Here is a 24,044-nt window from a genome sequence, read left to right on the forward strand (position 1 = left end):
GGGCTTCTCGCGCACCGCCAGTCAACAACCATTACCCGGTTGAGTCAACCGACTGAACCGAGCTCGCCCCGATCTCGGAGCCACGTCACATCCGACCAGATCGCCCGGTTTCGGCCTCACACGGCCCGGGCGGCGAGCAGCGACAGGTCCACCGGCAGCCGCCGCGCCGATTCGACGGCGAACCCGGCGCCGCTGAGCAGCTTCTCGTACTCGTCGCGGTGCCGTTCGCGACCGCCGGTGATCGCCAGCATCTGCACGTCCCAGGCCGCGGCCAACGATTCCCGGCCCGGGCCGTCCGGCAGCAGCCGTTCCACGACGAGCAGCCGCGCACCGGGTTCGCAGGCGTCCCGGCAGGTCCGCAGCAGCCGCACGCAGTCCGCGTCGTTCCAGTCGTGCAGGACCCGGGACAGCAGGTAGACGTCGCCGCCCGCGGGCACCTGCCGGAAGAAGTCGCCCGCCGCGGCCGTCAACCGGCCGCCGCAGTCGTCGTCGAGGCGACCCGCGACGTGGTCGCGGTCGAACAGCACGCCGCGCAGGCCGGGGTTCGCCGCGAGGACGTGCCGCAGCAGGGTGCCGTCACCGCCGCCGACGTCGATCGCGGTGCCCGTCGCCGGGAACTCCGCCACCGCGGGCAACGCCTCCCCGACCAGCCGGGTCACGGCGCGCATGGCGCGGTCGAACGTCCGCGCGGTGCCGTGGTGCCGGGCGAAGTGGTCGAAGTGCTCGATGCCGAAGTGGTGGCCGAAGGCGGTCCCCCCGGTGCGCACCGCGGACTCCAGCTCGTTCCACGCCTGGTAGAACTCGGCGCCGTAGAGCCGGACCAGATCCCGGAACGGGTCGTCGTCGCGCAGCAGCGCGCCGGTCCCGGTCGTGGTGAACGCACCGCCCCCGGTGTCGCGGAACAGGCCGAGGTGCGCGAGGTGGCGCAGCAGCCGTTCGGTCGCGCCGGGATCGGTGCCGGCACCGGCGGCGACCTCCGCGCCGGTCAGCGGCCGCTCCCGCACCCGGTCGGCGATGCCGAGCTCGGCGGCGACGTGCACGGCGCGCGCCGCCCAGTGCCCGGACAGCAGCCCGAGCAGCCTGGTGTGCGGGTCGGCGTCCTCGGTCCCGGTGCGCAGCACCGTCTTGCTGCGCATCAGGAATTCGGCGAGGTGCCCGTCGTGCGGGAGTCCCGGCGCCATCAGGTGGGTGGCGTGGTCGCCGACGTGCACGTTGCTGATGCTCGGCTCGTCGACGAGCCGGGTGAGCAGCCCGTCGTCGCCGGTGACGGCGGTGAGCACCAGGGTGTCGCGCAGCGGTCCGGTGCCGTCGTCCGGCGTCCACGGCGCCACCCAGGCGCAGGGGAACGGCAGCTCCACCCCGGCCTGCGGCGCGTCGGGGGCGTCGAGCAGCACGACGGCGGGGCGCAGCACCGCGGAACCGTCGGGTTGCTCGCGCACCAGGTCGCCCGCGGTGATCAGCCGGGCGCCGCCGTCGAGCTTGGACCGCAGGTGCGCTTCGAGTTCGCGGGCGCGTTCGGGGGTGTGCGCGGGCAGCACCGCCTCGTCGTGGTCGGCGGACAGCACCGGGATCGCGTCGAGCTCCGCGGCGAGCCGCCGGGCCAGGTCCTCGGCGTCGCCGTCGACGAACACGGCGGTGGCGTTGACGCAGGCCGTCCCGCCGTGACCGGTGATCGAGTCGACGAGCACGTCGAGGTGCTCGGCGGGCCGCCCGTCGGCGAGCAGCACCTTGGACCGGCCGGGACCCTGCACCAGCACGTCGGAGCGGTTCCCGTAGCGGCGCACCGCCTGGTCACCGCCGTAGACGAGAGCGAGGTCGGCGGCGGCCACCAGGTCGTCGGCGACGCCGTGGTCCGTCGGCAGCAGCACCACCTGGTCGGGCCCGAAACCGGCGTGCCGCAGCGCGGTGACCAGCCGGTGCGGGGTGAACGGCTCCCGCACGGAGGGGCGCACCGCGATCCGGTACCCGAGCGCGAGCGCCTCGATCCACTCGGTGTGCGTGCCCGGGTGGTTGCCGGGCGCGTGCACGGCGAGCACGTCACCGCGACGCGCCCACACCGCCCCCGATCCGGCTCGGTCCAGCCAGTGCGCGGCGGAACCGGTCGGGCGGGCCCGGTCCACCGAGTCGGCGGCCGCTTCGGCGCTGCGGGCGAGGGCGAGCGACGCGGCCCGCACCACGGGCAGCGCGACGCCGGACGCCCGGCACACCGCGCGTTCGTGCTCGGGCAGCGCGATCCCGTCCACGGTGCCGAGGAAGGCCCGGGCCGCGTCGGCGAGCGCGCGTCGACGCCGCGGCGCGGACAGCGGCTCGGCCCGGCGCAGCGCGGCGACGTTGCGCTTGACGTGCAGCCGGGGCACCAGGCTCAGCTCGGCGAGCACCGCGCCGTCGACGGCGGTGACCTGCTGGCGGCGGGTGGCGCGGAACGCGCCGGTGGTGCCGAGCGCGTCGAGCTGCCGGGGTCCCATCAGTACACCCCTTCGATCACGGCGGCGTTCTCGAAGGTCGCCACGGGCGCGACGTCCGCGACCGAGGATCCGAGCGCTCCGGCGGGCGCGGCGACGCGGGTGGCGACGTCGCGTTCGAGGTTGTTCGGCAGCAGCATGGACCTGCTGACGTGGTGCATCACGACCTGCCCGCGCTCGCCTTCCGCCACCTCCGCACCGGTGTCCGGGTCGACGACGGTGAACGTGGTGTGCGGCGAGAACGAGTCGAAGGTGCAGGACCTGCCGTCGCAGCCCGGCCGTTCCATGCTGCCGCCGAGGATCGTGGTGCTGCCGTACTGGCCGCGCAGCGCCACGTCCGGGAACACCTCGTGCCGCAGCAGGTGCCGGGTGTCCGGGTCCAGGTGCGCACCGCCCCACATGATGGTGCGCACCCGGTCGTTGATCACCTCGGTGAGCCGGTCGCGCTCGGCGATGCGCTCCAGCAGCGGCGGGGTGGCCACCAGCACCCCGATCTCCTGGGTGTCCAGCACCGCTTCCACCTGGTCCACGACGTGCTCGGCGTAGCGGTCGGCTTCGTCCGGGCGGCCTTCGGCGATGCTGCGGCGCACCCACCGCGGGTCGAGGTCCACGGTGAACGCGACACCGCCCCGCATGCCGGGCAGTTCCGCCATCAACCTGCCGAAGATGTGCGGGCCGCTGGGCGCCACCGTCAGCCAGTGCGCGTCGCGCGGGAAGCCGAGTTCGTCCATCCGCGCCGACTTCCACGCCAGCGAGTGCTCCAGCCAGTCCCGCAGCAGCACGACCCGCTTCGGCACACCGGTGGTGCCACCGCTGTCGAACGCGCCGAGCACGTCGGGCCGGTCGCCGTAGCCCCGCGGCACCAGGTCTCGGATCGGGACGCCGCGGAGCTCGTTCACCACGTTCGGGAAGCGGGCCAGGTCGGCGTGCCCGCGCACGTCGCGCCGCGGGTCGAACCCGAGCGAATCCGCCCGGTCCAGCCAGAACGGCGAACCGGTCTCCGGGGAGAAGTGCCAGTCCATCGCGGCCGACAGGAATGCTTCCTCGTCGAACTCCGCGGTGTCGTTCCAGTTCCAGTGCACGGCTTCTCCGAATCCGGTGATCACAGGCGTCGGCCCGGTGGTTTCCCGCGGCGAGCGGCGCGGGCACGGGCGGTGGTGCGATCGCGACCGGACTCCCGCAGCACGAGCGCGGAGGGACGGCGACGGCCTTCCGACGGTGCGGCTCCTTCGAGCGCGGCTCCAGCAGATCACATGCTCCGCACCACCGGAACCAACCGTGCCAGCCATCACAGACCGCGGTGCGCGGCCGATCCCGACGGGCCGCGCACCGGCGAAAGCCCGTCAGCGCGGCGAACCCGTGGTCCGCCCGGAACGATCAGCAGCGACGGTATCCAGCACCCGGCCTTCCCGCGCAGGCCGATCACGACGCAACCGCCGCCTGCGCTCGTGCTCCCGCTGCATCCAGCGTCCCCCTTCGGACGCCACCGCTTCCAGCGTGCGCAGCGCGGTGGGGATCCCGGCCGCGTCGAGCTCGCGGTCTCGCAGATGGGCTTCCTCCTCGCTGGTCACATCGCGGAGGCGGTCGAACTTGTTCGTGATGACCGTGATGTCCGGTCCGTTGAACAGCACCAGTCGCAGAGTCCGGCTGCGCAACCGCACGATCTCCAACGAATCGGGCCTGTTCTCGTTCCGCAGCGCGTACCTGTCGTTGGCGACGCGCACCCCCACCTCGGTGATGCCGGCGGAGGCCAGTGCTTCGTAGCGGAACGACGAGCGCTGCTCGTTCCTGCGTGCCCCGTTGAGGAAGTTCAGCTCGGACTCGACGACTCGAACCCCGTTGTGCGTGAGCAGGAAGACCTTGACCACGTATTCGGAGTAGCGCGGCGGCCCGCCCGGAACGAGCGCCTGGCGCGCTCGCGGCGCCTTCTCCAAGGTCACGAACTGATCCATGAGATCATTTCCGGCCAACCTGCCGTGCCGGGTCGCCGCCGTGATCAGGTAACGCTTGTCCAGGTTCAGCCATCGCCCCATCTCCTCGTCTGACGGACGGTCCGCGAGCATCGAGGTCCACTCCGCGAAGGCCTTCAGCTCTTCGTCGTGCAACGCAGCATCAGCCGCGGTCCTGCGCAGGTCGTCCCGGCGAGCGGCGGCCAGTTCGACACCGTGCACGAGCCCGAGGTATCCGCTGCCGACGAGCAGCAGCGCGGGCAGCACCGCTCCCGATGTCATCATCACCACCGCGCCGGTGGCCGCGAGCGCGATGCCCGATCGCAAGAGCAGGACGGTGCGCCGGGTGGGAAGCAGTTCCGTGCGATGCCCGAAGAGCGCGCCGGCCCGCCAACGCTCAGCGCATCGATAGCCGTGCCAGCGGATCAGCCAGTCCAGCGATTCCGGTTCCACACCGGCGTTTCCGTACAGCGCCGCGAGGCGGATGGTCAGAGTGCGGCGGACACCGCGGGTCTGCGCCTTCCACTGTCCCGCGATGTGCGGGCGGACGGCTCGGAAGCCCGCTGCGACGCGTTCGTGGACGGCCGCGACGAAATCGGTCCGCACCCAATGCCCGGGGGAAGGCGGGGCCTCGTCCGGAACCTGATCGTCGTGCTCCCGCTCGGCGCGTTGCCGCTCCTTATCCAACACTCGGCGGGTGAACTCGTGACGACAGGCGAGGAGCCCACCGCCGACCACCAGAGCCAGACCGCACCACATGGCGAGGCTTTCCCAGTACGCGAACGAGGTGTACAGGCCGAGCAGCCCGCTGAGGACTCCGAGTCCCGACCGCGTCCACACCGGAGTACCGACCACGGTACGGGCCGGAACGAACGCGCGTGGTCGTGCCGGGTCGGGTTCGAAGAACTTCCACGCCCTCCCCTTGCGGTCCGGGGCCATCCGCTCGCCCAGGACTCGGTCGGTCTCCGCCGATGCGAGGCGGGTCGCCGTGACACCGTCGAGGATCAACTTCAGGTGCCTGGTGATCTGGCCCCGTATGATCGCGGGCAACGCGTCGTAACCGGTGTCCACCGGCGCGAAGCCCACCGATTCGGCCGGGCCGTGCGGATTCTGCTCCCATGCCCGGCGGAAGAGCTCGTCCACCACGTCCAGTGCGTCGCGCCACTCGTCCCGCGGACATCGTTCCGCCACTTTCCGGGCCACGTCGAACTCATCCAGTACGGCAGCGTCGACTTCGGTGAGCGCGCGTTCGCTGAACAGCGCGAGCGCGTAGAGGTAGGAGCGGCGCGTGTTCCCGTGCCCTGCTTCGAGAATCTCGCGGAGCAGTTTCTCCGCTGGGCGCGGAGTACCTCCTTCCAGGTGGTGGAGCGCCACTTCTTCCTTGCGCTCCGGCGGATCGCCGCGGTTGATGTGGTACGTCCCGTCGCGGTGGATCGCCGTTTCGCCGATGTGCACGCCGACGGCTTGACCGACTTCCGCTTCACCTCCAACGTGGACGCTTGGCCATTCGGAGCTCAGATCGACCCAGGGAGGAACGTTCACGAGTTCCCCCCGCGGCCACCCATGTTGATGGTGCGCGAACCGGTGCTGAAGGTCGCCACTTCTCCCACCTGGGCGTTGCCCTGCACGACCGGGCCGCCTAGCGGCGGAGGCCCCGAATCCGGGCCGGGGCGCCTGCCACGCCGTCGCCCACCCCGCTCCTCCAGCGCCGCGCAGAGCGCTGCGGCGTAGGCGGCCGCGTTGCGGGCAGCGGTGGCCTGCCAACCTTCGCCGTCGACGGACTCCTTCTTCCCGTCGGCGCGATCGCTGATGGCGCGCACGACCGCGAGTTGCGCGTTGTCGTTGATGTGCCCGGCGAGGGCGAATCCGGCACCCTCCATCTCCACGGCGATCGCGTCGTTGTAGGTCTCGCGGAGCCGTTCCGCGTACTCGGAGGTCCGCGAATTCAGCACCACGTCACCTGCGGCGATCGGGGCGCTGTGGACGGCGGGGACGCCGCCGTCGGCGGTGAGCCCGGCGCACCAGTCGTCGGACAGGGACACCTGGTGCACGGCCTGCTCGATGCGGTGCGGGATGTCCCAAGCCCGGGGTCGGGTGCGGAACCCTCCGTCTTCGCTCTTTCCGCCGTGGTAGCCGTAGACCCGGTTGGCGACCACCACGTCGCCGAGGTTCAGCCAGTCGCGGAGCGCCCCGGCGACGCCGACGAACAGCAGCGCGTCCGGGCGGAACTCGTCGATGGCGCGTTCGGTGAGCACGCCTGCGTTGATCGTGCCCTGGCCCAGTTTGGCGATCGCCACCTCCCGGCCGGGCCGGGAGGTCAGCTCTCCCACTTCGAACAGGGTTCCCTTGCCGCTCCAATGCTTCGAGCGACCGGTGAGGTGTGCGCGGACCGCGGTGTACTCGACGTCCAACGCCGTCAAGATGACGATCATCGTGTTGCTCCATCGCTTCGATCAGGGTTGCTGGTCGTGCTCTGGCGCTCAGGTGCTCAGCGGAGAGCGCTTCCCGGGGCGGTGGTCGCGAATGCGTTTCCGGGGCCGGGAAGCGGGATCCGCGGCGATGTGCTGGTGCCGCGGCGCGAGGGACGCTAGCCCATCCGGAGTCTTATAGTCAACATGACGATAACTGTTGCGCATCGGCGGCGCCGCTACCAGCACGAGTACGGTGTACCTAGTGGACAGACGTCCGAGCCGACCGATCATGACCGGGGGTGCCCACCGTGTCCGACGACGATTGGACGATCCCCGAAGTCGCGCTGGCCGTCGACCTCGCGATCCTGACCGTCCGCGACGGCGCGCTGCGGATCATGCTCGTGGAGCGGGGCGAGGACCCGTACCGCGGAATGCTCGCACTACCCGGCGGATTCCTGTTCGACGACACCGAGGACGTCGATGACGCCGCGGCGCGGGAGCTCACCGAGGAGACCGGCCTGCACCCGCAGGGCCTGCACCTGGAGCAGCTCCGCACCTACGGCACGCCGGACCGCGACCCGCGGCGGCGGGTGATCACCGTGTGCTACCTGGCATTCGTCGCCGACCTGCCCGAGCCCACCGCGGGCGGCGATGCGCGCGCCGCCACCTGGACGCCGGCGCGCGACGTGCTGGCGGGCGAGACGCGAGTCGCCTTCGACCACGCACGGATCATCGCCGACGCGGTGGAGCGGGCTCGCGGCAAGCTGGAGTACACCACGCTCGCGGCGTCGTTCTGCTCCTCCGAGTTCACCATGACCGACCTGCGGCGGATCTACGAGATCGTGTGGGACACCCGCCTGGACGCCCGGAACTTCCACCGCAAGCTCACCGGCGTACCGGATTTCCTCGTCCCCACCGGGGAACGCACCACCCGGGATGGCGGACGTCCGGCCGCGCTGTACCGCTCCGGCGGCGCTTCGCTGCTGCACCCGGCGATGCTGCGACCCGGGCGCGAGGACTGACGCCCCACCCGTCCCCTTGTTGTCGCATTGACATCAACTGCGGAACAGCCCTAACGTCATCACCGACGCACTTATAGTCACTTTGACAACAAGGGGTTCGAGATGCAGATCCACTGCTCGTTCCGGCTCGCGGTGCACGCCGTCGTCATCGCCTTCCTCAGCGGCGCGCTGCTCAGCGGCACGCTCATCGTCCACTCGCCGGACCACTCCGCCGCGGCGGACGGCGGCGATCAACTCCTGCGCGGCGGCATCATGGGCGGCACCAGTTCTTCCGCGGGACCCGGCCGGTAGAGCGCCGCCGGGCGCCCGTTCGACGCGGCCCGCCGCTCCCCCGTCGGCACGACGAACCCCTCCGCATCGGTGACCTTGCGGTGGAAGTTGGGGCGGTCCAGCTCGACCTCCCACACCGCCTCGTAGACCTCGCGCAGCTCGCCGATGGTGAACTCCGCGTCGCAGAACGCGGTGGCCACCGTGGTGAACCGGAGCTTCTGCCGGGCCACGTCGACCGCGTCGCGCAGGATCCGCGAGTGGTCGAACGCGAGCTCCGCCGACCGGGCCTCCGACACGGGCACCCAGCTCGCCGCCCGGGCGTCCGATCCCGCCTCCGGCAGCGGCAGATCAGGGGCGATCGCCAGGAACGCACAGGTGATCACGCGGGGGTCGCGCGGATCCCGGTCCGGCGCCGAATAGGTGCCGATCTGCTCCAGCGGCAGGGATTCCGCGACCAGCCCGGTCTCCTCCCGCAACTCCCGGGACGCCGTCTGCTCCAGGCTCTCGTCGCCGCGCAGGAATCCGCCCGGCAGCGCGAGCCGTCCCGCGAACGGCTCCCCCGCACGTTCCACCAGCAACACGCACGACCGGCCGGAGCGGATGGTCAAGATCACCAGATCCGCGGTCACCGAGACCGTCCGCCGCGGGCGAGGAACACGAGCCATGACCGGACCCTACGCGGCGTCCGGAGTCCCGGGCCCCGGACCGCACCGGCTCAGCCGGTCGGCCTGGGAAATCCGCCGAACGTGACTTCTGACGTAGAGCGGGCGGGAACGTGGGACTACCCATGAGGCATCAGCGAGCAGTTTACGGCGTTCGACAGGAGGTTCTTCCATGATGGCCACGACTTCCGCGCACCGAACGGCTCCGCTGCCGGTCGGCAGGCGCCGCCGCAGGCGGACCCGGTCTGGTCCGCTCGTGTGGGCGGCCACGATCTCCGCTGCCGTGATCGAGAGCTGCTGGTCGGACCCGTCCTCGATGAGCGCGCCGGTCCTGGCGCTCACCGGCGTGATCACCGTCTGGCTCGCGGCCCGAATGCTGTGAGACGACCCGCGATCGCAGCGGGATGAAGCCGCCGGCGGCTGAGGGGGAACGGGGGTTCCGCCGTCGGCGAGCGGTCCCGGCCGCGCACCGGCGGGAGTGCGCGCCGGGGCCGCGTCCCCCGGACACCCAGCCATCCGCGAACGCCCAGCCATCCCCGGACGCCCAGCCATCCCCGGACGCCCAGCCATCCCCGGACGCCCAGCCGCCCCCGGACGCCAGCCGACCCCGGACGCCCAGCCATCCCGGTCGCCCAGCCATCCCGGTCGCCCAGCCGTCCGCGAACGTCCGGTGGTAGCCGAATCCACCGCAACGGGAACCGCGAGGCTCAGCCGAGGGTGCGGGCGAACTCGGCCGCGTCCGGCACCAGCAGCACCGCGACCAGGACCAGGCAGACCAGCTCGATGGTGCGCTCGATCCGCTTGCCCTGCTTCGATCCGACGCTCCAGCGCATCGACTTCGGCAGCACGTGACCGCGCCGCCAGCGGGCCCCCGAGCACCGCGCGGCCCGCTTGCGGCTGCACTTGGCGCAGCGGCGGCGGATCGGGAACGTCCAGCAGATCCCGCTGCGCGTCGCCGAATCCCCCACCGAGTGCACCAGCATCCCCATCGTGATGGACAGCCCGGCGAACCAGCCGAGTTCGGCCATCGCACCCGCCGACGCCAGCGACCAGCTGATCGCGACCGCGGCGATCAGCGCCACCGCGTCCTGGTCGGTGCACAGCCTGCGGCGCACCCACTTCGGCCCGGACCGGGACAGGGCGCTGATCCCGGGCGCCAGCACCAGGACCATCGCGACGCCCGTCACCCACGGCGTCAGCAGCGCGCCCAACGCGACCAGCAGTCCCAGCCCCGCCGCGAAGACGGGGGTGTGCACGAGACCGCGGTGCTCCCCGTCGCCGGGCGGGTCGTGCGGGAGTCGCGTCCGGCCGTAGGTGGTGCGCGCCAGGAGCTGGAAGAACTCGCCCACCAGCGCCGTCACCCGCCCACCGCTGCGGTAGGCGGTGGCGCCGTCGGCGTCCAGGTCGGGCAGCAGCGCCGCACCCGCGCCCAGCAGCGCCCCCAGCGCGGTGCCCGCGACTCCGAGGTCCGCGCCGGTGAGCGCGCCCACCGTGCTGCTCGACACCGCCCCCGCCAACGCTCCCGTGCACGCGTGGCCGCCCGCTTCCATGCCCCGTCCGCTCCCTCGGTCGAGGCGCCGCGGCCGAACGGACGAACGCGGCGCTCGGCCGGACGGCGCAGCGCCGGATCACCGGACCGCCGATTTCCGTTGCGGCCCAACGGACATTGAACATGATCTTGGAAACGGTGGTGCCGGGACCGGTCGACATCACCCGAGCGGACGCGGGTTACCGCACCGGGTGCCCGGTGGTGACGTCCACGTGCGCGGGCACCTCGTCGTGCTCGTCCCCGACCGAGACGGTTCCGGTGGGCTCCACCAGCAGCACCGCCGCACCGCGCGCCGACGACGGCTTGTGGAACGTCCCGCGCGGCACCACGAACACCGAGCCGCGCGGCAAGGTCACCGTCCGCTCGCCGGCTTCCTCGCGCAGCGCGATGGCGATCTCCCCGTCCAGCACCAGGAAGAACTCGTCGGTCTCCAGGTGCACGTGCCACACGTGCTCGCCGTGGAACCGGGCGAGCCGGACGTCGTAGTCGTTGAGGTAGGCGATGATCCGCGGGCTCCACGCGGCGTCGAAGCCGTCCAGCGCGGTCGCGAGGTCGATCGGGTTCGTGGTCATGACCGCCATCCTCGGCTCGACCCGACCGCACCACGAGTGCTAGGAATCGCACATGTCGCAAGGATCCTCGCACCGGGTCGTGGTGCTGGTCGACGAAGGCTCGAATCCGTTCGAGATGGGCGTGGCCACGGAGCTGTTCGGCCTGCGCCGCCCCGAACTGGACCGTCGCTGGTACGACTTCGCGGTGTGCGCGGTGCGGCCGCGGGTGCGGATGCACCTGGGCATGTTCACGCTCTCCGACGTCGCCGGGCCCGAGGTCGCGGACGCGGCGGACACGCTGATCGTGCCCAACCGGCCCGACCCGGAGGTGCCCGCCGATCCCGAGGTGCTGGACCTGGTCGCCCGGGCGGCCCGGCGCGGTGCGCGGTTGGTGAGCTTCTGCACCGGGGCGTTCACCCTGGCCGAGGCGGGCGTGCTGGACGGCCGGCGGGCCACCACGCACTGGCGCTGGGCCGCGGAGTTCACCCGCCGCTTCCCCGCGGTGCGCCTGGAACCGGACGTGCTCTACGTCGACGACGGCGCGGTGCTCACCGCGGCGGGCAGCGCGGCGGCGCTGGACCTGGGGCTGCACCTGATCAACCGGGACCACGGCGCCGAGGTCGCGAACGCGGTGAGCAGGCGGCTGGTGTTCACCGGCCACCGCGACGGCGGTCAGCGGCAGTTCGTGGAGCGGCCGGTGCCGGACGCCGCGGACACCTCGCTGGCGCCCGCGCTGGACTGGGCCCGCGCGCGCCTGGACCGGCCGCTGACCGTGGCGGACCTGGCCGCGCGGCTCGCGACGAGTCCGGCGACGCTGCACCGGCGGTTCCGCGCCGAGCTCGGCACGACCCCGCTCGCCTGGCTCACCACCGAGCGGATCGCGCTGGCCCGCCGCCTCGTCGAACGCGGCGAACTCGGCCTGGACCGGGTCGCCGCGGCCAGCGGGTTCGGCACCTCCGCCAACCTCCGCGCCCGCTTCCGCGAGCACACCGGCCTCACCCCGTCGGCCTACCGCCGCCGCTTCGGCGCGACACCTCCGGAGCCGGTGCCGGAGCGAGGATGACGCGAAGTGCGCTCAGCGCCGGGGAATGCGGCGCCGAGCAATGTTCTGACGAGGGATGACGCGGCGGCGGACGCACCGGGCGCCCGCCGCCGTGCACCGCTACTCGTCGGCCAGCGGCTCCGCGCTGATCTTGCGCAGCATCAGCCCGCTGGCCGACGCCGCCAGCGCCGCGACCAGCAGGCCGAGCACGATCGGCGCCAGGATCGCCGGCGTCAGCGTGGTGCTCTGGTCCAGCACGTTCAGCAATCCGAGGCTGACGCCGGTGCCTCCCGCGGTCGCGATCCCCGCCGCGACCAGCGCCGGGAGCGCCGCCTCGACGTGCAGGGCGCGGACCAGCACCCGGCTCTGCGTACCGGCGGCGATCAGCGCCCCCAGCGTGCGGCGCCGATCGATGACCGACCCCGCGGCGGTGATCGCCGCGCTGCCCGCCGCGAGCACCGACGCGATCGACAACCCGATCACGGTGATCCGGTGCAGGTCCCCGGTCTGGACGTCCCCGGCGACGCTGCGCGACTCGATCGACTCGATGTCCGCACCGGGGATCGTGCGCGCCATGGCGGTGCGCACCTTGATCCGGTCCGCCCCGGTGGGCGGGAGCACGGACAACGTGGTCTGCTCCGAGCCTTCCACCGCGGGCATCGCGCGCGGGTCGACGAGCACGGTGTCCAGGTCCGGCTCGGAGACGACCGGAGTTCCGGGCGGCACCGGCGTGGCGGAGGGCCGGTCGGCGCCACCCGTGCTCGGGGTGACGGTGAGTTCCGAGGTCGGCTGCCCGTCCGGCACGTGGACGGCGGGCGGCCCCTCGCACGAGGGCCGGAAGGGAGTCACCTCCCGAGCAGCGCGGCAGTCGATGACCAGGCCGAAGGCGGACGAGTCGCCGGCCCCGCCGATCAGGACCTGCTCGTAGCCGGCGACGGTGGCCCGCACGCCCCGCGCCGCCAGTTCGTCGGCGAGGCGTTGGCGCAGTTCGGGTGCGCGGCTGCTGGGCACGTCCGCGACGAGCACGCCCCGCTCGTCCCAGCTGCCCATCGAATTCGGCCCGCCGGTCATCGCGGGCAACGCCGTCAGCGCCATCGATCCGATGAACACCGCGAGCACCATGCCGGACGACGACCGGTAGGCGCTCTTCGGGTCGCTGACCAGCCGCCTGCCCGCCAGCAGCACCGAAGGACCGCGCCACACCCGGGCGAACAGCCGGCCGGTGGTGGCGGTGATCCACGGTCCGACCAGGGAGAACGACCACGCCACCGCGGCGATCGGCAGCACGAGGACCAGGAATCCCGCACCGTCGTCGTACTTCACCATGCCGAGCACGAACAGCGCCGCGACCACCGCGATGATCAGCAGCCGCCACGCCTTGGGCCTGCCGCGCTGCTGCTCGGTGGCCGCGCTCAGCGGCGCGCGCACGACCCGGCCGGCACCCAGCACGGACGAGGCCACCACGAGCGCCGGAACGCCGATCGCCACGCCCAGGACCGCCCAGATCGACGGGGTGATGTCGTCGACGAACCAGGTGCCGTTCCCCCAGGGGATCATCGCGATGAGGCACCGCAGCGGCCAGGTCAGCAGCACTCCCGCCGCGGTGCCGACCACCGCGGCGAGCCCGGTCTCCGCGGCCACCGTCGAGACCACTTGGGACGGGGTCGCACCCGCCATCCGCAACGACGCCATCCTGCGTTCCCGGCGCGCCGCGGTCAGCCGCGAGGCCGAGGCGACCAGCACGAGGCTGGGAGCCGCCAGTACGAACAGGCCGAACAACGCCATCGGTTGCAGCAGCAGGTCCTCGGATTCCGCCTGGATCGTCACCGAGGAGTACGGGTTCGCGACGGCGGCGGCCTCGTCCAGTGCGCCACGCGGGTGCCCGACGACGGCGACGAGCTGTTCCGGGTAGCGCAGCAGCCGCGGGTCGATCGTGCCCGCGATGCGCTGCGGGAAGCGGTCGGCCAGTTCGCCGTCCGGCAGCGCGGCCGCCTTCTCGGCGAGCGCCGGGGACAGCAGAGCCTCGCCGGGAGCCGGGAATTCCGGGGCCTTCCCGCCGCCGGCGGCGCCGGAGACGTCCAGCCGGCTGATCATCTCGCCGCGCACGTAGTCCTGGGAGGCCAGTTCCACCCCGCCCGTCTCGGAGACGCCCTGGTGGCCCTCCTGCCAGGAGGAGCGGTCGGTGCGCGCCTGCGCGGCGTGCGGCAGCGCGGTGAGGATCAGCACCAGCGCGGTCGCCACCATCACGCCGGCGGCGGTCAGGATCGCCGAGGTGCGGGTGCGGGAGTCGTGCCGCAGCACCCGCACGGCCAGCTGCAGGGGGTTCACCGCGCCTCCGCCCCGCCGCGCGCCGCGACGTCGTGCGCGATGAGGCCGTCGCGGATCTCCACCACCCGGCTGCACCGGGCGGCCAGTTCGCGGTCGTGGGTGACCACGACGACGGCGGCACCGGAACGGGTCGCGCTGTCGGCGAGCGCGCGCATCGTCGCCTCGCCGGTGCGGGTGTCCAGTGCGCCGGTCGGCTCGTCCGCGAAGATCACCTTCGGTTCGTGCGCCATCGCCCGCGCGATCGCCACCCGCTGCGCCTGGCCACCGGAGAGCTGGCCGGGCAGTCGTGCCTCCATACCGCTCAGGCCCAGCTCGGCCAGCCATTCGCGGGCGGTGCCGATGGCCCGGCGCCGGTCGGTGCCGCCGAGCAGCAGCGGCAGCGCCACGTTCTCCTCGGCGGTCAGCTCGCCGACGAGCATGCCCTGCTGGAACACGAAGCCGAACTCGTGCCGCCGCAGCTCGCTGCGCCTGGTCTCGGAGAGCTGGTCGACGCGGCGCCCGCCGAAGACGACCTCCCCCCGGTCCGGGCGCAGGATCCCGGCGAGCACGTGCAGCATCGTGGTCTTGCCGGAGCCGGACGGGCCCACGATCGCCAGCACCTCACCGGCCCGCACCTCGATGTCCGCCCCGCCCAGCGCCCAGTGCTCGCCGTACTGCTTGGCCAGGCCGCGGCCCGCCAGCACCGTCCCGCCCGCCGGCATGTGCCCCTGCTGCATGTGTCGTTCCCCTCGGTCCCGATGCGCCGTGCGGCGCCCGGGAGGAACGTTCGCAGCGCGCGAGGGGAAGCCGCCTCATCCGACAGGCCGTGCGAGGTCGGCTGATCGGCCGGAGCTCTCGGTCCGACAGGCCAGGCATGCCGTTGCGGCCGGGTTCTCGCCGACCGGTCCCGGCGGCGCCCGCGAGAACGCCGGTCGTGCCCGGGACGCGCTTTCCGGCTCCGGGCACGGGTTCCCCGCGCTACCCCGCCAGTTCGAGGTCTTCGAGGCTGCGTCGCGAGGTCTCCCGCACGCAGAAGAACGTGAACACCAGCGCCAGCACGGCGAAACCGGCGAAGATGCCGAACACCGCGCCCGCGCCGAACACGAGCAGCACCGGGAAGAACTGGGACACCAGCAGGTTCCCCGTCCAGTTCACGAACGACCCGACGCCGACGCCGAGGGTGCGCACCCGCAGCGGGAACTGCTCCGGCAGCAGCACCCACATCAGCGGCCCCCAGCTCAGCGAGAACGCCACCTTGAACACCGCCAGGCACAGCACGGCCCCGGTCGCCCCGGCCGTCCCGGCGAGCAGGTCCCCGCCGAACAGCACCGCGAGCACCGACATGCTCAGCAGCATCGCGGTGCCGCCGATCATGAGCAGCTTCTTGCGCCCCACCGCGTCCACCACCCGCGCCGTGATCAGCGTGGTGATGATGGACAGCGCGCCGAGCCCGACGCTGTTGAGCAGCGCGGCGCTGTCGCCGAAACCGGCGGCGCGCAGGATCGTCGGCGCGTAGTAGACGATGGTGTTGATCCCGATGAACTGCTGCAGCAGCGCCAGTCCGACGGCCACCAGCAGCGGCCTGCGCAGCGCGGGGGTGAGCAGTTCGCGCCAGCGGGCCCGGTCCTGCTCCGGTTCGGCGTCCCTGGTGCGGCGGATGTCGGCGAGCACCGCCGCCGCCTCGTCCTCGCCGAGCTGCGCGCGCAGCACCCGCCGCGCCTCCTCCGTCCGGCCGTGGGCGACGAGCCAGCGCGGCGTCTCCGGCGAGCGGGACACCCCGAACAGCAGCAGCAACGACGGCACCAGCGCGATGCCCAGCATCCACCGCCACGCGCCCCACGGCGACAGCGCCAAGCTCGTCACGTAGGCGACGAAGATCCCGATGGCGATCATCAGCTGGTTGAGGGTGGCGATGCCGCCGCGGTTGCGGGTCGGCGCCAGCTCGGACAGGTAGGTGGGCACCACCACCGAGGCGATGCCGACGGCGAGCCCGCCGAGCACCCGGGCCGCGACGAGCACCGCCACCGACGGGGCGAGCGCCATGCCGATCGCGGACAGCCCGAACACGGCCGCGCCCAGCTGCAGGATCGGCCGCCGCCCCCAGCGTTCCGCCAGCGAGCCCGCCACCAGGCTGCCGAAGATCGCGCCGAGCATCAGCGAACTCACCACCAGCCCCTTCGTCCACGGGGTGAGCCCCAGCGCGGGCGAGATGAACAGCAGCGAACCGGCCGCGATGCCCTGGTCGTACCCGGCGAGGATGCCGCCGAAAGAACCGAAGAAGAACACCGAGCGCGCCGCGGCGGAGGAGCTCGGCGAACGGGATTGGGACATGTGCGGTTCTCCAGTGGCATCACGGTGTTCCGGGCCGATCAGTGCGATGGAGAGTGGCACCGGACCCCATTTGCGTCAATGCTCGGTCAGAATGTGGACCGATTTTTGACGAAGCCCGTTCATGGACGGACGATCGGCGGGTTACGCTGCGGCCATGACCGACCCCGCCCCGACCGCGCTGCACCGGCTGCGCCAGGGCAACGCCGAACGCGTGCTCGGTTGCCTACGCAGGCACGGCGAGCTGAGCCGGGCCGCGGTCGCCGAGCGCAGCGGGCTGTCCCGCACGACGCTGTCGGCGATCCTCGGCGACCTGATCCGGCGCGGGGTCGTCGTGGAGACCGAACTCCCGCCGTCGCACCGCCGGGGCCGCCCCACCCGCGGGCTCACGCTCAACCCGGGCGCGGGCCAGTACCTCGGTCTCGAACTGGGGCGCAACCGGATCCGGCTGGTGCTGGCCGACGCCGCGCACCGCGTGCAGGCCCGCGCCGACCTGTCCTACGGCTCGGCGCGCGGCGCCGCGGACCGGCTGGCGCTGGCCGAGCGCGCCGTGCGGGAGGCCGCCGAGCACCACGGGATCACGCTGGGCACGCTCGCCGGGATCGGCGTCGGCTCCACCGGGCCCGGCGAGCTGGTGCTCGCGCCCGCCGCCGGGCTGGACGAACCGGACCGGCTCCGCGGGCGGGAGCTGATCGCCGACCGCCTGGCCCGCGCGTTCGGGGTACCGGTGGGCGTGGACAACAACACCCGGCTCACCGCGCTCGCCGAAGCCACCTGGGGCGCCGCGGCCGGGGCCTCCGACCTGCTCTACGCGCACTTCTCGCACGGCACCGGCGGCGGCCTGATCATCGGCGGGCAGCTGGTCCGCGGCACCGGCGGGGTCGCCGCCGAACTCGGGCACCTGTGCGTCGACGACACCGGGCCGAAGTGCTGGTGCGGCGGACACGGCTGCCTGGAGCGCTACGCCTCGGTACCCGCGGTGCTGCGCGCGACCGGGCACCGCCGCTGGGCGGTTGTGCGGGACGCGCTGGCCCGCGACGGCGCCGAGGCCGAGGCGGTCCGCGCGGCCGGGGAGCACGCCGGGACGGCGCTGGCGGCGATGTGCACGGCGGTCAACGCGGGCCGGGTGGTGCTCGGCGGCGAACTCGCCGAACTGGGCGAGCCGTTCCTGCGCCCGCTGCGCGAGTCGTTCGCCCGGCGCGCGATGCGGTCGCTGCGCTGCGGCGTCGAGTTCGGCACCGCGGGCACCGCGCCGTGGGGCGGGGCGCTGGGCGGACTGGCGCTCGCGCTGCACGAATCTCCGCTGCTGGCCCGCTATCCGCTGCCGCGGCACCCCGAGCAGGCCGCCGCGCCGGACGCCGAATCCGGCCGCTGACCCGACCCCGCCCGACGCTTCCCGCCGAGGAGATCTCCGTGCCGCGCAACATGCTCTTCCTGATGACCGACCAGCACCGGATCGACACGCTGGGCTGCTACGGCGACCCGGACGCCGTGCGCACCCCGAACCTGGACGCGCTCGCCGCGGGCGGCACCCGCTTCGACAACTGCTTCACCCCCACCGCGATCTGCACGCCCGCCCGCGCGAGCCTGCTCACCGGGTACGCCCCGTTCCGGCACAAGCTGCTGGCGAACTACGAGCGCAACGTCGGCTACCTGGAGGACCTGGCGCCGGACCAGTTCACCTTCGCCGAGCGGCTCGCCGAGCGCGGCTACAACCTGGGGCTGCTCGGCAAGTGGCACGGCGGGGTGCGGCGCAACGCCGCCGACTACGGGTTCCAAGGCCCGGACCTGCCGGGCTGGCACAACCCCGTCGACCACCCGGATTACCTGGCGTACCTGGAGGAGCACGGCCTGCCGCCGTACTCGATCCGGGACGAGGTGCGCGGGACGGCGCCGAACGGGAACCCCGGCAACCTGCTGGCGGCCCGGTTGCAGCAGCCGGTGGAGGCGACCTTCGAGCACTACCTGACGACCCGCACCATCGAGATGCTGCACCGGTTCGCCGCCGACGAGTCCACTTCGGACACACCGTTCTTCTTGGCGACGCACTACTTCGGCCCGCACCTGCCGTACCTGCTGCCGGATTCCTACTACGACATGTACGACCCGGAGGAGATCGAGCTGCCGCGCTCGGTGCTGGAGACCTTCGAGGGCAAGCCCCCGGTGCAGCGCAACTACAGCGCGCACTGGGCGTTCGACACCATGTCGCCGGAGGAGAGCCGCAAGCTCATCGCCGTCTACCGCGGTTACGTGACGCTGATCGACGAGCAGGTCGGCCGGTTGCGCCGCGCGCTCGACGAACTCGGCCTGGCCGACCGCACCTCGATCATGTTCACCGCGGACCACGGCGAGTTCACCGGCGCGCACCGGCTGCACGACAAGGGACCGGCGATGTACGACGACATCTACCGCATCCCCGGCATCGTGTCGGTGCCCGGCGAGCGGCCGCAGGTGCGGGACGAGTTCGTCAGCCTCACCGACTTCACCGCCACGATCCTGGAGCTCGCCGGGGAGGACCCGTCCCCCGCGGTGGACAGCCGCAGCCTGCTGCCGCTGGTGCGCGGCGAGCACCCGGAGTGGGCGCCGGACCTGGTCGCCGAGTACCACGGCCACCACTTCCCGTACCCGCAGCGGATGTTGCGCGGCGCCCGTTACAAGCTGGTGGTGAACCCGGAATCGCACAACGAGCTCTACGACCTGGAGCTGGATCCGGACGAGCTGCACAACCGCTACGAGCAGCCCGAGGTCCGCGAGGTCCGCAACGCCATGCTGCGCCGCCTCTACGAGCTGCTGCGCGAGCGCGGCGACAACTTCTACCACTGGATGACGAGCATGTACCCGGTCGGCGAGACCGATTACGACCCGACGCTCAGCTCGTTCTGACACCCGGAACGGAGCGGGGGGGCCGGCGGGGGGGCCCCCCCGGGGGGGGGCCGGGCCGCGGGGGGGCCGCGAGCGGCCCGCCGGGGCCCCCCCCCCCGCTGCTTCCCCCGCGGGCGCGATCTACTTAACCCCCCCCCCGCCCCTCGTTGGCCCCCCCCCGCCCCCGGGGGGCCCCCCGGGGGCCCCCCCCGGGGGGGCCCCCGCCGCGGAACGGGTCAGCCGTCGAAGCGACCGGCCTTCACAGCGCCGACGAAAGCCGACCACTGGGCACCGGTAGCAGTTAAATGACCTGCTGCACGATCCTTGGTGTCACGAACCGCGGCGCCGTCCACTACCCGACCGACCTCGACGCAATCGGTCTGCTGAGCCGACCTGCTGGACTTGCGCCAGCCGCGAGGCTCGGTGCTCATGATGCTCCTTCCGGTTCAGTGCAACGTCCCTCGTTGATACCGAACTCATCGGCTGATCCGGCCCTACAACCGGATCGACCGACGCCCCGCGCATCACGCACTCCTCGTCTCGTCATCTTTCCTGGAACTCGGTTCGCGATCACGAACCGACGACATGCCGGGGGCGTTCCTGCTCGGGCCGCGGAACACCCCCGGCTTCCTCCCTCGCGCGCACCCCGAATCGGGGTTTTCGGGTCGCTGCGGACAGGAGGCCCCTGCATCCACACGGCTCACAGTTCTCCCCGCATGGATCAGGAGACGCTTTCTGGGGACGAGCTATTCGTCATCGTCGATGTCCGCGCCTCCCACCGGCGCACGCTCCGAAATCAAAATCCCGTTGCACGTTCCGCACGTCGGGGCCATGCACCAGCCCTGTTCCGAAATCTCCTGCTCCAGCGCCACCGACACGTCGCACACCGACCTGTCCTCGGCTTGACCGTTGTAGCGCCTCCCCCGGAACGCGTGCCTGATTCCGTCACTCGCCGGACGCCAGTAATGCCGCCCCGGCTCCGGCTCCAGCGCAGTCACGCCGCCGCCTGCCGAGTACCCCGGCACCCCGGCCGCTCCCGCAACCGATGCCGACCCCGGCCCCGCTTCCACGCCGGCACCTCGACCGAGTTCACCGAGATCGGAGCCGGGGCCGGTGCATCCGGATCAACCGTCGGCCACACCACCACGTCCCCATCCTCGAAGGCCTCACCGGCCCGCCACGGCTCCGGCAACACCCCCGACGCCACGATCCCCGCGACATCCGCGACAGATGAATCGACCACCGATTCACCCCACGTGAACAAGCCCATCGGACGCGGCACCGCCACACCCACCCACAGCGCGCACACCGGGCAGATCTCGCGATCCGCCACACCATCCGGACACACCGCCCGACGCGTGAACACCGGCCCGTACACCCACGCACCACACGCCGACGGCAACGCCCCACCACCCCGACGCGTCACCACGTGCCACCGCGTATCGACCGGACCCCACGAAGCAGCCCACACCCGCATCACCGACCACCCCCTGACTCAGGACCCCACGCCAACCGGCGCGACTCGCACACCACACCCGCCAAGGACCGAACCGGTTCCGTCTCAACGCGTACGCGTGCCTGCTGCGCTGCAACCATCCGATGCTCACCCTCCGTCATCGTCGATCGACATCGATGTAACGTCTAACCGTGAACTGGTGATGGTTAGACGCTAACGGCTGCCAGGTAAGATTGTCGATACGCCCGGACGGGTGGCTTCTCGGCGCAAGGTGACGTGCAAAGGTGGGGTCATGGCAGGTACCGCGCGACAGGTTCATCTCGGTCGGAAACTTCGTGAGCTTCGCGACGCAGCAGGCCTGTCTCTCGACGAGGCCGCAAAGCACGTAGAACGCTCACGATCAACCGTCGGCCACTGGGAGCGAGCCCACTCGCGGGTCTCTGCGCAGGACCTCGCGGCGCTCCTCAAGCTCTACGGCGCCTCCGAAGAGATGGCTGATCAGCTCCAGCAGCTCCGACGTGATAGCCACCAGCGCGGGTGGTGGCAGAGCTACAAGCTTCCTGGCTATCTCGAACCGTTCGTCGGGTTCGAGGCCGAAGCGAGCGAGGCGTTCCACTTCGAGCTCGGCGTCATCCCCGGCTTGCTCCAGACTGCCGAGTACGCGCGGGCGGTCCACGAGGTCGGCCGGCTAATTTTGAGTGAAGACGAGCTGCAGCGCGGGATCGACGTGCGACTCAAGCGGCAAGAACGGCTGCAACCTGGCGGAGGGTTGACGCTTCACACCGTGATCGCAGAGGAAGCCTTGCGTCGGACGGTGGGCTCCCGCGAGGTGATGAAGGAACAGCTCGACCAACTACTCAGCGCTGCGGGCCGACCGAATGTCAAGCTCCAGCTACTGCCCCTCGACTCCGGTGCACACGTGGCATCTTCAGGACCGATCACGGTCCTCCGCTTCGCCGACCCAGCCCACGGTGACGTCGCGTTCAGCGACACCCCGCTCGGCGGTCATGTCATCGATGATCTCCGCGACGTCGCCGAGCTGTCGCGGCTCTTCAGCGCGCTCCAGAAGCAGGCGCTCCCGCTCCGGGAGTCCAAGAAGCTGCTCAGTAGCATCGCGGAGGCGTACGGCGAAGGAGCGGGACCATGAACACACCACCCAAGTGGCGCAAATCGAGCCGCAGCGGCCAGATGAACAACTGCGTGGAAGTCGCTGCGGTGCCCAGTAGTGTTCTAGTGAGGGACAGCAAGCTCGGGAGCTCTTCCCCGGTACTGGAAACCACGCCAAGCGCGATGCGCGCATTCTTGTCAGCGATCAAATCTGGTCGGTACGACAGCTAGCAGCAACGCGGAGAAACCCCGGAGGACGTGAGTTCTCCGGGGTTTCTCATGCACTAATGACGACAACGTACCGTCGAAGTCTTCTCCAGCTGGTTGCCGAGCGACTGCGGATCGCTGCACTCGGTCAACGTGAGACACTGGAGATGCTCGATAGGGCGATCCGTGAACTGCCGAGTGAGGAAGCGACGTGACGACGCTCAAGGACGAACGCGGTGCCACCTGGCACAAGAGCAGCCGCAGCAGCGGCGGCGCGAACAACTGCATCGAACTCGGCGCTCAAGACCACACCTGGCACGGCATCCGTGACAGCAAGGACCCACACGGTCCGGCCCTCGCTCTGAGTCACGACACCGTGGTCTCGCTCATCGGTGCAGTTAAGGCGGGACGCTTACCTCACGCAGAATAGGAAGCTTCCTTGTGAATCCTCGCTTGCTCCGGCAGGCGAGGATTTCTCCATCTACACGGCGGCGCAGGCGGGATCTTTTCCAGCGCTGTGCTTCGCTGCCAGCGCACGCTGGTCGGCGAAACCCGAGTGAGGCGAACGGCCCGCCCATCCCGAGGTATCGGGCCGGCGGGCCGTTCACCCGTGGGATCACCAGGCGACCGGCAGCGACTTCAGGCCGTAGACGAAGTGGTACGAGCGGAACTCGATCTCGTCGTCGGGGATCGCGGTGCGCAGCTCCGGGAACGCCCGCAGCAGCGCGGGGAACGCGATGCGCATCTCCATCCGGGCCAGCGGCGCGCCGAGGCAGTGGTGGATGCCGTGGCCGAAGCCGATGTGGTTCGTCGGCTTGCGGGTGATGTCGAGCGCGTCGGGATCGTCGACCAGTTCCGGGTCCCGGTTCGCCGCGGGCAGCGCGAACACGACCATCTCCCCGGCGGGGATCACCTGGCCGGCGATCTCCACCTCGGTGGTGGTCACCCGCGGCGTGCCGGAGTGCACGATGCTCAGCCAGCGCATCAGCTCCTCCACCGCGGGCGCCACCCGTTCCGGGTCGTCACGCACCAGCGCCAGCTGGTCGGGGTGGCGCAGCAGCGCGAGGGTGCCCAGGCCCAGCATGTTGGAGGTCGTCTCGTGCCCGGCGAGCAGCAGCAGGCTCGCGATGCCGGTCAGGTCCGGGGTCTCCAGCTCGTGGCCGTGCTCGCGCACCAGCATGCCGAGCATGTCCTCGCCCGGATCGGCCTGCGCGCGTTCGACGAGTTCGCGCATGTACGCCCGCTGCGCGAGGCTGGCCTGCCGCCGCACGTCCTCGGGCAGCGAGGTGTCCAAGATCGTGCCGGTGCGGGTCTGGAACTCGTCGCGGTCCGCGTAGGGCACGCCCAGCAGTTCGCAGATCACCAGCGAGGGCACCGGCAGCGCGAAGTCGGTGACCAGGTCGCGCGGGGCACCGGCCCGGCGCATCGCGTCCAGGTGCTGGTCGACGATCTCCACGATGCGCGGTTCGAGCCGCCGCATCCGCCGCACCGTGAACTCGGGGGTGAGCATCTTGCGCAGCCGGGTGTGCTCCGGCGGGTCGTAGCCCAGCAGGTTGCCGCGGCGCAGCTCCGCCGCCTCCTCCGGGGACAGCTCGCTGTTCGGCCGCTGCCAGCCGTTGCTGAAGGTCTCCGCATCGCCGAGCAGCGCGCGGACGTCCGCGTGCCGGGTGACCAGCCAGGCGCGGGCGCCGAACGGGGTGGCGACCTGGGTGACGCCGTCGTTCTCGCGGGCCGCGGCGAGGTCGGGAACCGGGTCGAAGCCGTTGCGCCGCATGTGCAGCGGCAGGGCGGGAGTGGTGGCCGGGCTGTCCGTCGCAGAGGACATGGGCGCTCCTGGTGTCGGAAGGGGAACCCGACCC

Annotated in this window: 23 protein-coding genes; 9 read left to right on the forward strand and 14 right to left on the reverse strand. The window is 71.8% G+C overall.

Annotation, left to right across the window (positions count from 1 at the left end; all coding sequences use genetic code 11):
• Positions 1-116 precede the first annotated feature (116 nt).
• From LCD33_RS02105 to LCD33_RS02120, 4 genes are all read right to left on the reverse strand, one after another.
• The gene (locus LCD33_RS02105; protein ID WP_224965917.1) at positions 117-2,465 is read right to left on the reverse strand and encodes an aldehyde dehydrogenase family protein; all 2,349 of its coding nucleotides are present in this window, start codon (positions 2,463-2,465) and stop codon (positions 117-119) included.
• A complete protein-coding gene (locus LCD33_RS02110) occupies positions 2,465-3,544 on the reverse strand; it encodes an AMP-binding protein (protein WP_224955808.1) in 1,080 nt (359 codons plus the stop codon). Before LCD33_RS02110 ends, LCD33_RS02105 begins: the two co-directional genes overlap by 1 nt.
• A 261-nt stretch (positions 3,545-3,805) precedes the next feature.
• Positions 3,806-5,866: a hypothetical protein gene (locus tag LCD33_RS02115; RefSeq protein WP_224955807.1), complete on the reverse strand. Its 2,061-nt coding sequence runs from the start codon at positions 5,864-5,866 to the stop codon at positions 3,806-3,808.
• 83 nt (positions 5,867-5,949) lie between these two features.
• Entirely contained in the window at positions 5,950-6,843 is an 894-nt protein-coding gene (locus LCD33_RS02120; RefSeq protein ID WP_224955806.1) for a 5'-methylthioadenosine/S-adenosylhomocysteine nucleosidase, read from the reverse strand.
• Between the two features lie 287 nt (positions 6,844-7,130).
• Here LCD33_RS02120 and LCD33_RS02125 point away from each other — a divergent pair, with 287 nt between their 5' ends.
• A complete protein-coding gene (locus LCD33_RS02125) occupies positions 7,131-7,844 on the forward strand; it encodes an NUDIX domain-containing protein (protein WP_224955805.1) in 714 nt (237 codons plus the stop codon).
• Positions 7,845-7,946: 102 nt separating this feature from the next.
• Positions 7,947-8,135: a hypothetical protein gene (locus tag LCD33_RS02130; RefSeq protein ID WP_224955804.1), complete on the forward strand. Its 189-nt coding sequence runs from the start codon at positions 7,947-7,949 to the stop codon at positions 8,133-8,135.
• Here the strand turns inward: LCD33_RS02130 and LCD33_RS02135 are convergent.
• Entirely contained in the window at positions 8,075-8,779 is a 705-nt protein-coding gene (locus LCD33_RS02135) for an NUDIX domain-containing protein (protein WP_224955803.1), read from the reverse strand. The genes LCD33_RS02130 and LCD33_RS02135 overlap by 61 nt on opposite strands.
• Before the next feature lie 172 nt (positions 8,780-8,951).
• Between LCD33_RS02135 and LCD33_RS02140 the strand changes: the two genes are divergently transcribed.
• Entirely contained in the window at positions 8,952-9,158 is a 207-nt protein-coding gene (locus LCD33_RS02140; protein ID WP_224955802.1) for a hypothetical protein, read from the forward strand.
• A 325-nt stretch (positions 9,159-9,483) separates the two neighbouring features.
• Here LCD33_RS02140 and LCD33_RS02145 read toward each other — a convergent pair whose 3' ends face one another.
• Both LCD33_RS02145 and LCD33_RS02150 read right to left on the reverse strand, forming a co-directional pair.
• The gene (locus tag LCD33_RS02145) at positions 9,484-10,326 is read right to left on the reverse strand and encodes a metal-dependent hydrolase (RefSeq protein WP_224955801.1); all 843 of its coding nucleotides are present in this window, start codon (positions 10,324-10,326) and stop codon (positions 9,484-9,486) included.
• 178 nt (positions 10,327-10,504) lie between these two features.
• Positions 10,505-10,897: a cupin domain-containing protein gene (locus LCD33_RS02150; RefSeq protein ID WP_224955800.1), complete on the reverse strand. Its 393-nt coding sequence runs from the start codon at positions 10,895-10,897 to the stop codon at positions 10,505-10,507.
• Positions 10,898-10,949: 52 nt separating this feature from the next.
• On the opposite strand from LCD33_RS02150, the gene LCD33_RS02155 reads away from it, so the two are divergent.
• Entirely contained in the window at positions 10,950-11,939 is a 990-nt protein-coding gene (locus LCD33_RS02155; protein ID WP_224955799.1) for a helix-turn-helix domain-containing protein, read from the forward strand.
• A 99-nt stretch (positions 11,940-12,038) separates the two neighbouring features.
• Here LCD33_RS02155 and LCD33_RS02160 read toward each other — a convergent pair whose 3' ends face one another.
• The 3 genes from LCD33_RS02160 to LCD33_RS02170 form a co-directional block, all read right to left on the reverse strand.
• The gene (locus tag LCD33_RS02160) at positions 12,039-14,246 is read right to left on the reverse strand and encodes an FtsX-like permease family protein (protein ID WP_224965915.1); all 2,208 of its coding nucleotides are present in this window, start codon (positions 14,244-14,246) and stop codon (positions 12,039-12,041) included.
• Positions 14,243-14,962: an ABC transporter ATP-binding protein gene (locus tag LCD33_RS02165; RefSeq protein WP_224965914.1), complete on the reverse strand. Its 720-nt coding sequence runs from the start codon at positions 14,960-14,962 to the stop codon at positions 14,243-14,245. Before LCD33_RS02165 ends, LCD33_RS02160 begins: the two co-directional genes overlap by 4 nt.
• 241 nt (positions 14,963-15,203) lie before the next feature.
• Entirely contained in the window at positions 15,204-16,556 is a 1,353-nt protein-coding gene (locus LCD33_RS02170) for a sugar porter family MFS transporter (protein ID WP_224955796.1), read from the reverse strand.
• A gap of 154 nt (positions 16,557-16,710) precedes the next feature.
• On the opposite strand from LCD33_RS02170, the gene LCD33_RS02175 reads away from it, so the two are divergent.
• Both LCD33_RS02175 and LCD33_RS02180 read left to right on the forward strand, forming a co-directional pair.
• Entirely contained in the window at positions 16,711-17,928 is a 1,218-nt protein-coding gene (locus LCD33_RS02175; RefSeq protein WP_224955795.1) for an ROK family transcriptional regulator, read from the forward strand.
• A 38-nt stretch (positions 17,929-17,966) separates the two neighbouring features.
• Complete coding sequence (locus tag LCD33_RS02180; RefSeq protein ID WP_224955794.1) at positions 17,967-19,436, forward strand: sulfatase-like hydrolase/transferase; 1,470 nt, start codon at positions 17,967-17,969, stop codon at positions 19,434-19,436.
• Positions 19,437-19,651: 215 nt separating this feature from the next.
• Here the strand turns inward: LCD33_RS02180 and LCD33_RS02185 are convergent, their stop codons facing one another.
• The 3 genes from LCD33_RS02185 to LCD33_RS29170 all read right to left on the reverse strand — a co-directional run bounded on the left by LCD33_RS02185 (position 19,652) and on the right by LCD33_RS29170 (position 20,793).
• Positions 19,652-19,846, reverse strand: coding sequence for a DUF397 domain-containing protein (locus tag LCD33_RS02185; protein WP_224977461.1), 195 nt, complete (start codon positions 19,844-19,846; stop codon positions 19,652-19,654).
• A gap of 315 nt (positions 19,847-20,161) precedes the next feature.
• Entirely contained in the window at positions 20,162-20,413 is a 252-nt protein-coding gene (locus LCD33_RS02190) for a hypothetical protein (protein ID WP_224977466.1), read from the reverse strand.
• Positions 20,410-20,793 (reverse strand): hypothetical protein, encoded by a 384-nt coding sequence (locus tag LCD33_RS29170; RefSeq protein ID WP_304612881.1) that lies wholly within the window; start codon positions 20,791-20,793, stop codon positions 20,410-20,412. The genes LCD33_RS02190 and LCD33_RS29170 overlap by 4 nt, the downstream gene beginning before the upstream one ends.
• 370 nt (positions 20,794-21,163) lie before the next feature.
• Between LCD33_RS29170 and LCD33_RS02200 the strand changes: the two genes are divergently transcribed.
• From LCD33_RS02200 to LCD33_RS02210, 3 genes are all read left to right on the forward strand, one after another.
• Entirely contained in the window at positions 21,164-22,018 is an 855-nt protein-coding gene (locus LCD33_RS02200; protein WP_224977462.1) for a helix-turn-helix transcriptional regulator, read from the forward strand.
• Positions 22,015-22,209 (forward strand): DUF397 domain-containing protein, encoded by a 195-nt coding sequence (locus LCD33_RS02205; protein WP_224977463.1) that lies wholly within the window; start codon positions 22,015-22,017, stop codon positions 22,207-22,209. The genes LCD33_RS02200 and LCD33_RS02205 overlap by 4 nt, the downstream gene beginning before the upstream one ends.
• A 187-nt stretch (positions 22,210-22,396) precedes the next feature.
• Positions 22,397-22,615 carry a DUF397 domain-containing protein gene (locus LCD33_RS02210; protein WP_224977464.1) on the forward strand — a complete coding sequence of 73 codons (219 nt, stop codon included), beginning with the start codon at positions 22,397-22,399 and terminating at the stop codon, positions 22,613-22,615.
• 186 nt (positions 22,616-22,801) lie between these two features.
• Here the strand turns inward: LCD33_RS02210 and LCD33_RS02215 are convergent, their stop codons facing one another.
• Positions 22,802-24,010, reverse strand: a complete 1,209-nt coding sequence (locus LCD33_RS02215; RefSeq protein WP_224965911.1) for a cytochrome P450 — start codon at positions 24,008-24,010, stop codon at positions 22,802-22,804.
• Positions 24,011-24,044: the final 34 nt, after the last annotated feature.

The organism is Saccharopolyspora sp. 7B, assembly GCF_020177435.1.
Classification (GTDB): domain Bacteria; phylum Actinomycetota; class Actinomycetes; order Mycobacteriales; family Pseudonocardiaceae; genus Saccharopolyspora_C; species Saccharopolyspora_C gregorii.

Excerpts from the sequence above, each read along its gene's own strand:
- LCD33_RS02135 (WP_224955803.1), bottom strand. The coding sequence starts at position 8,779 with ATGGCTCGTGTTCCTCGCCCGCGGCGGACGGTCTCGGTGACCGCGGAT.
- LCD33_RS02105 (WP_224965917.1), bottom strand. The coding sequence starts at position 2,465 with ATGGGACCCCGGCAGCTCGACGCGCTCGGCACCACCGGCGCGTTCCGC.
- LCD33_RS02130 (WP_224955804.1), top strand. The coding sequence starts at position 7,947 with ATGCAGATCCACTGCTCGTTCCGGCTCGCGGTGCACGCCGTCGTCATC.
- LCD33_RS02200 (WP_224977462.1), top strand. The coding sequence starts at position 21,164 with ATGGCAGGTACCGCGCGACAGGTTCATCTCGGTCGGAAACTTCGTGAG.
- LCD33_RS02205 (WP_224977463.1), top strand. The coding sequence starts at position 22,015 with ATGAACACACCACCCAAGTGGCGCAAATCGAGCCGCAGCGGCCAGATG.
- LCD33_RS02170 (WP_224955796.1), bottom strand. The coding sequence starts at position 16,556 with ATGTCCCAATCCCGTTCGCCGAGCTCCTCCGCCGCGGCGCGCTCGGTG.
- LCD33_RS02150 (WP_224955800.1), bottom strand. The coding sequence starts at position 10,897 with ATGACCACGAACCCGATCGACCTCGCGACCGCGCTGGACGGCTTCGAC.
- LCD33_RS02145 (WP_224955801.1), bottom strand. The coding sequence starts at position 10,326 with ATGGAAGCGGGCGGCCACGCGTGCACGGGAGCGTTGGCGGGGGCGGTG.
- LCD33_RS02175 (WP_224955795.1), top strand. The coding sequence starts at position 16,711 with ATGACCGACCCCGCCCCGACCGCGCTGCACCGGCTGCGCCAGGGCAAC.
- LCD33_RS02185 (WP_224977461.1), bottom strand. The coding sequence starts at position 19,846 with ATGAGCACCGAGCCTCGCGGCTGGCGCAAGTCCAGCAGGTCGGCTCAG.
- LCD33_RS02155 (WP_224955799.1), top strand. The coding sequence starts at position 10,950 with ATGTCGCAAGGATCCTCGCACCGGGTCGTGGTGCTGGTCGACGAAGGC.
- LCD33_RS02165 (WP_224965914.1), bottom strand. The coding sequence starts at position 14,962 with ATGCAGCAGGGGCACATGCCGGCGGGCGGGACGGTGCTGGCGGGCCGC.
- LCD33_RS02120 (WP_224955806.1), bottom strand. The coding sequence starts at position 6,843 with ATGATCGTCATCTTGACGGCGTTGGACGTCGAGTACACCGCGGTCCGC.
- LCD33_RS02140 (WP_224955802.1), top strand. The coding sequence starts at position 8,952 with ATGGCCACGACTTCCGCGCACCGAACGGCTCCGCTGCCGGTCGGCAGG.
- LCD33_RS02215 (WP_224965911.1), bottom strand. The coding sequence starts at position 24,010 with ATGTCCTCTGCGACGGACAGCCCGGCCACCACTCCCGCCCTGCCGCTG.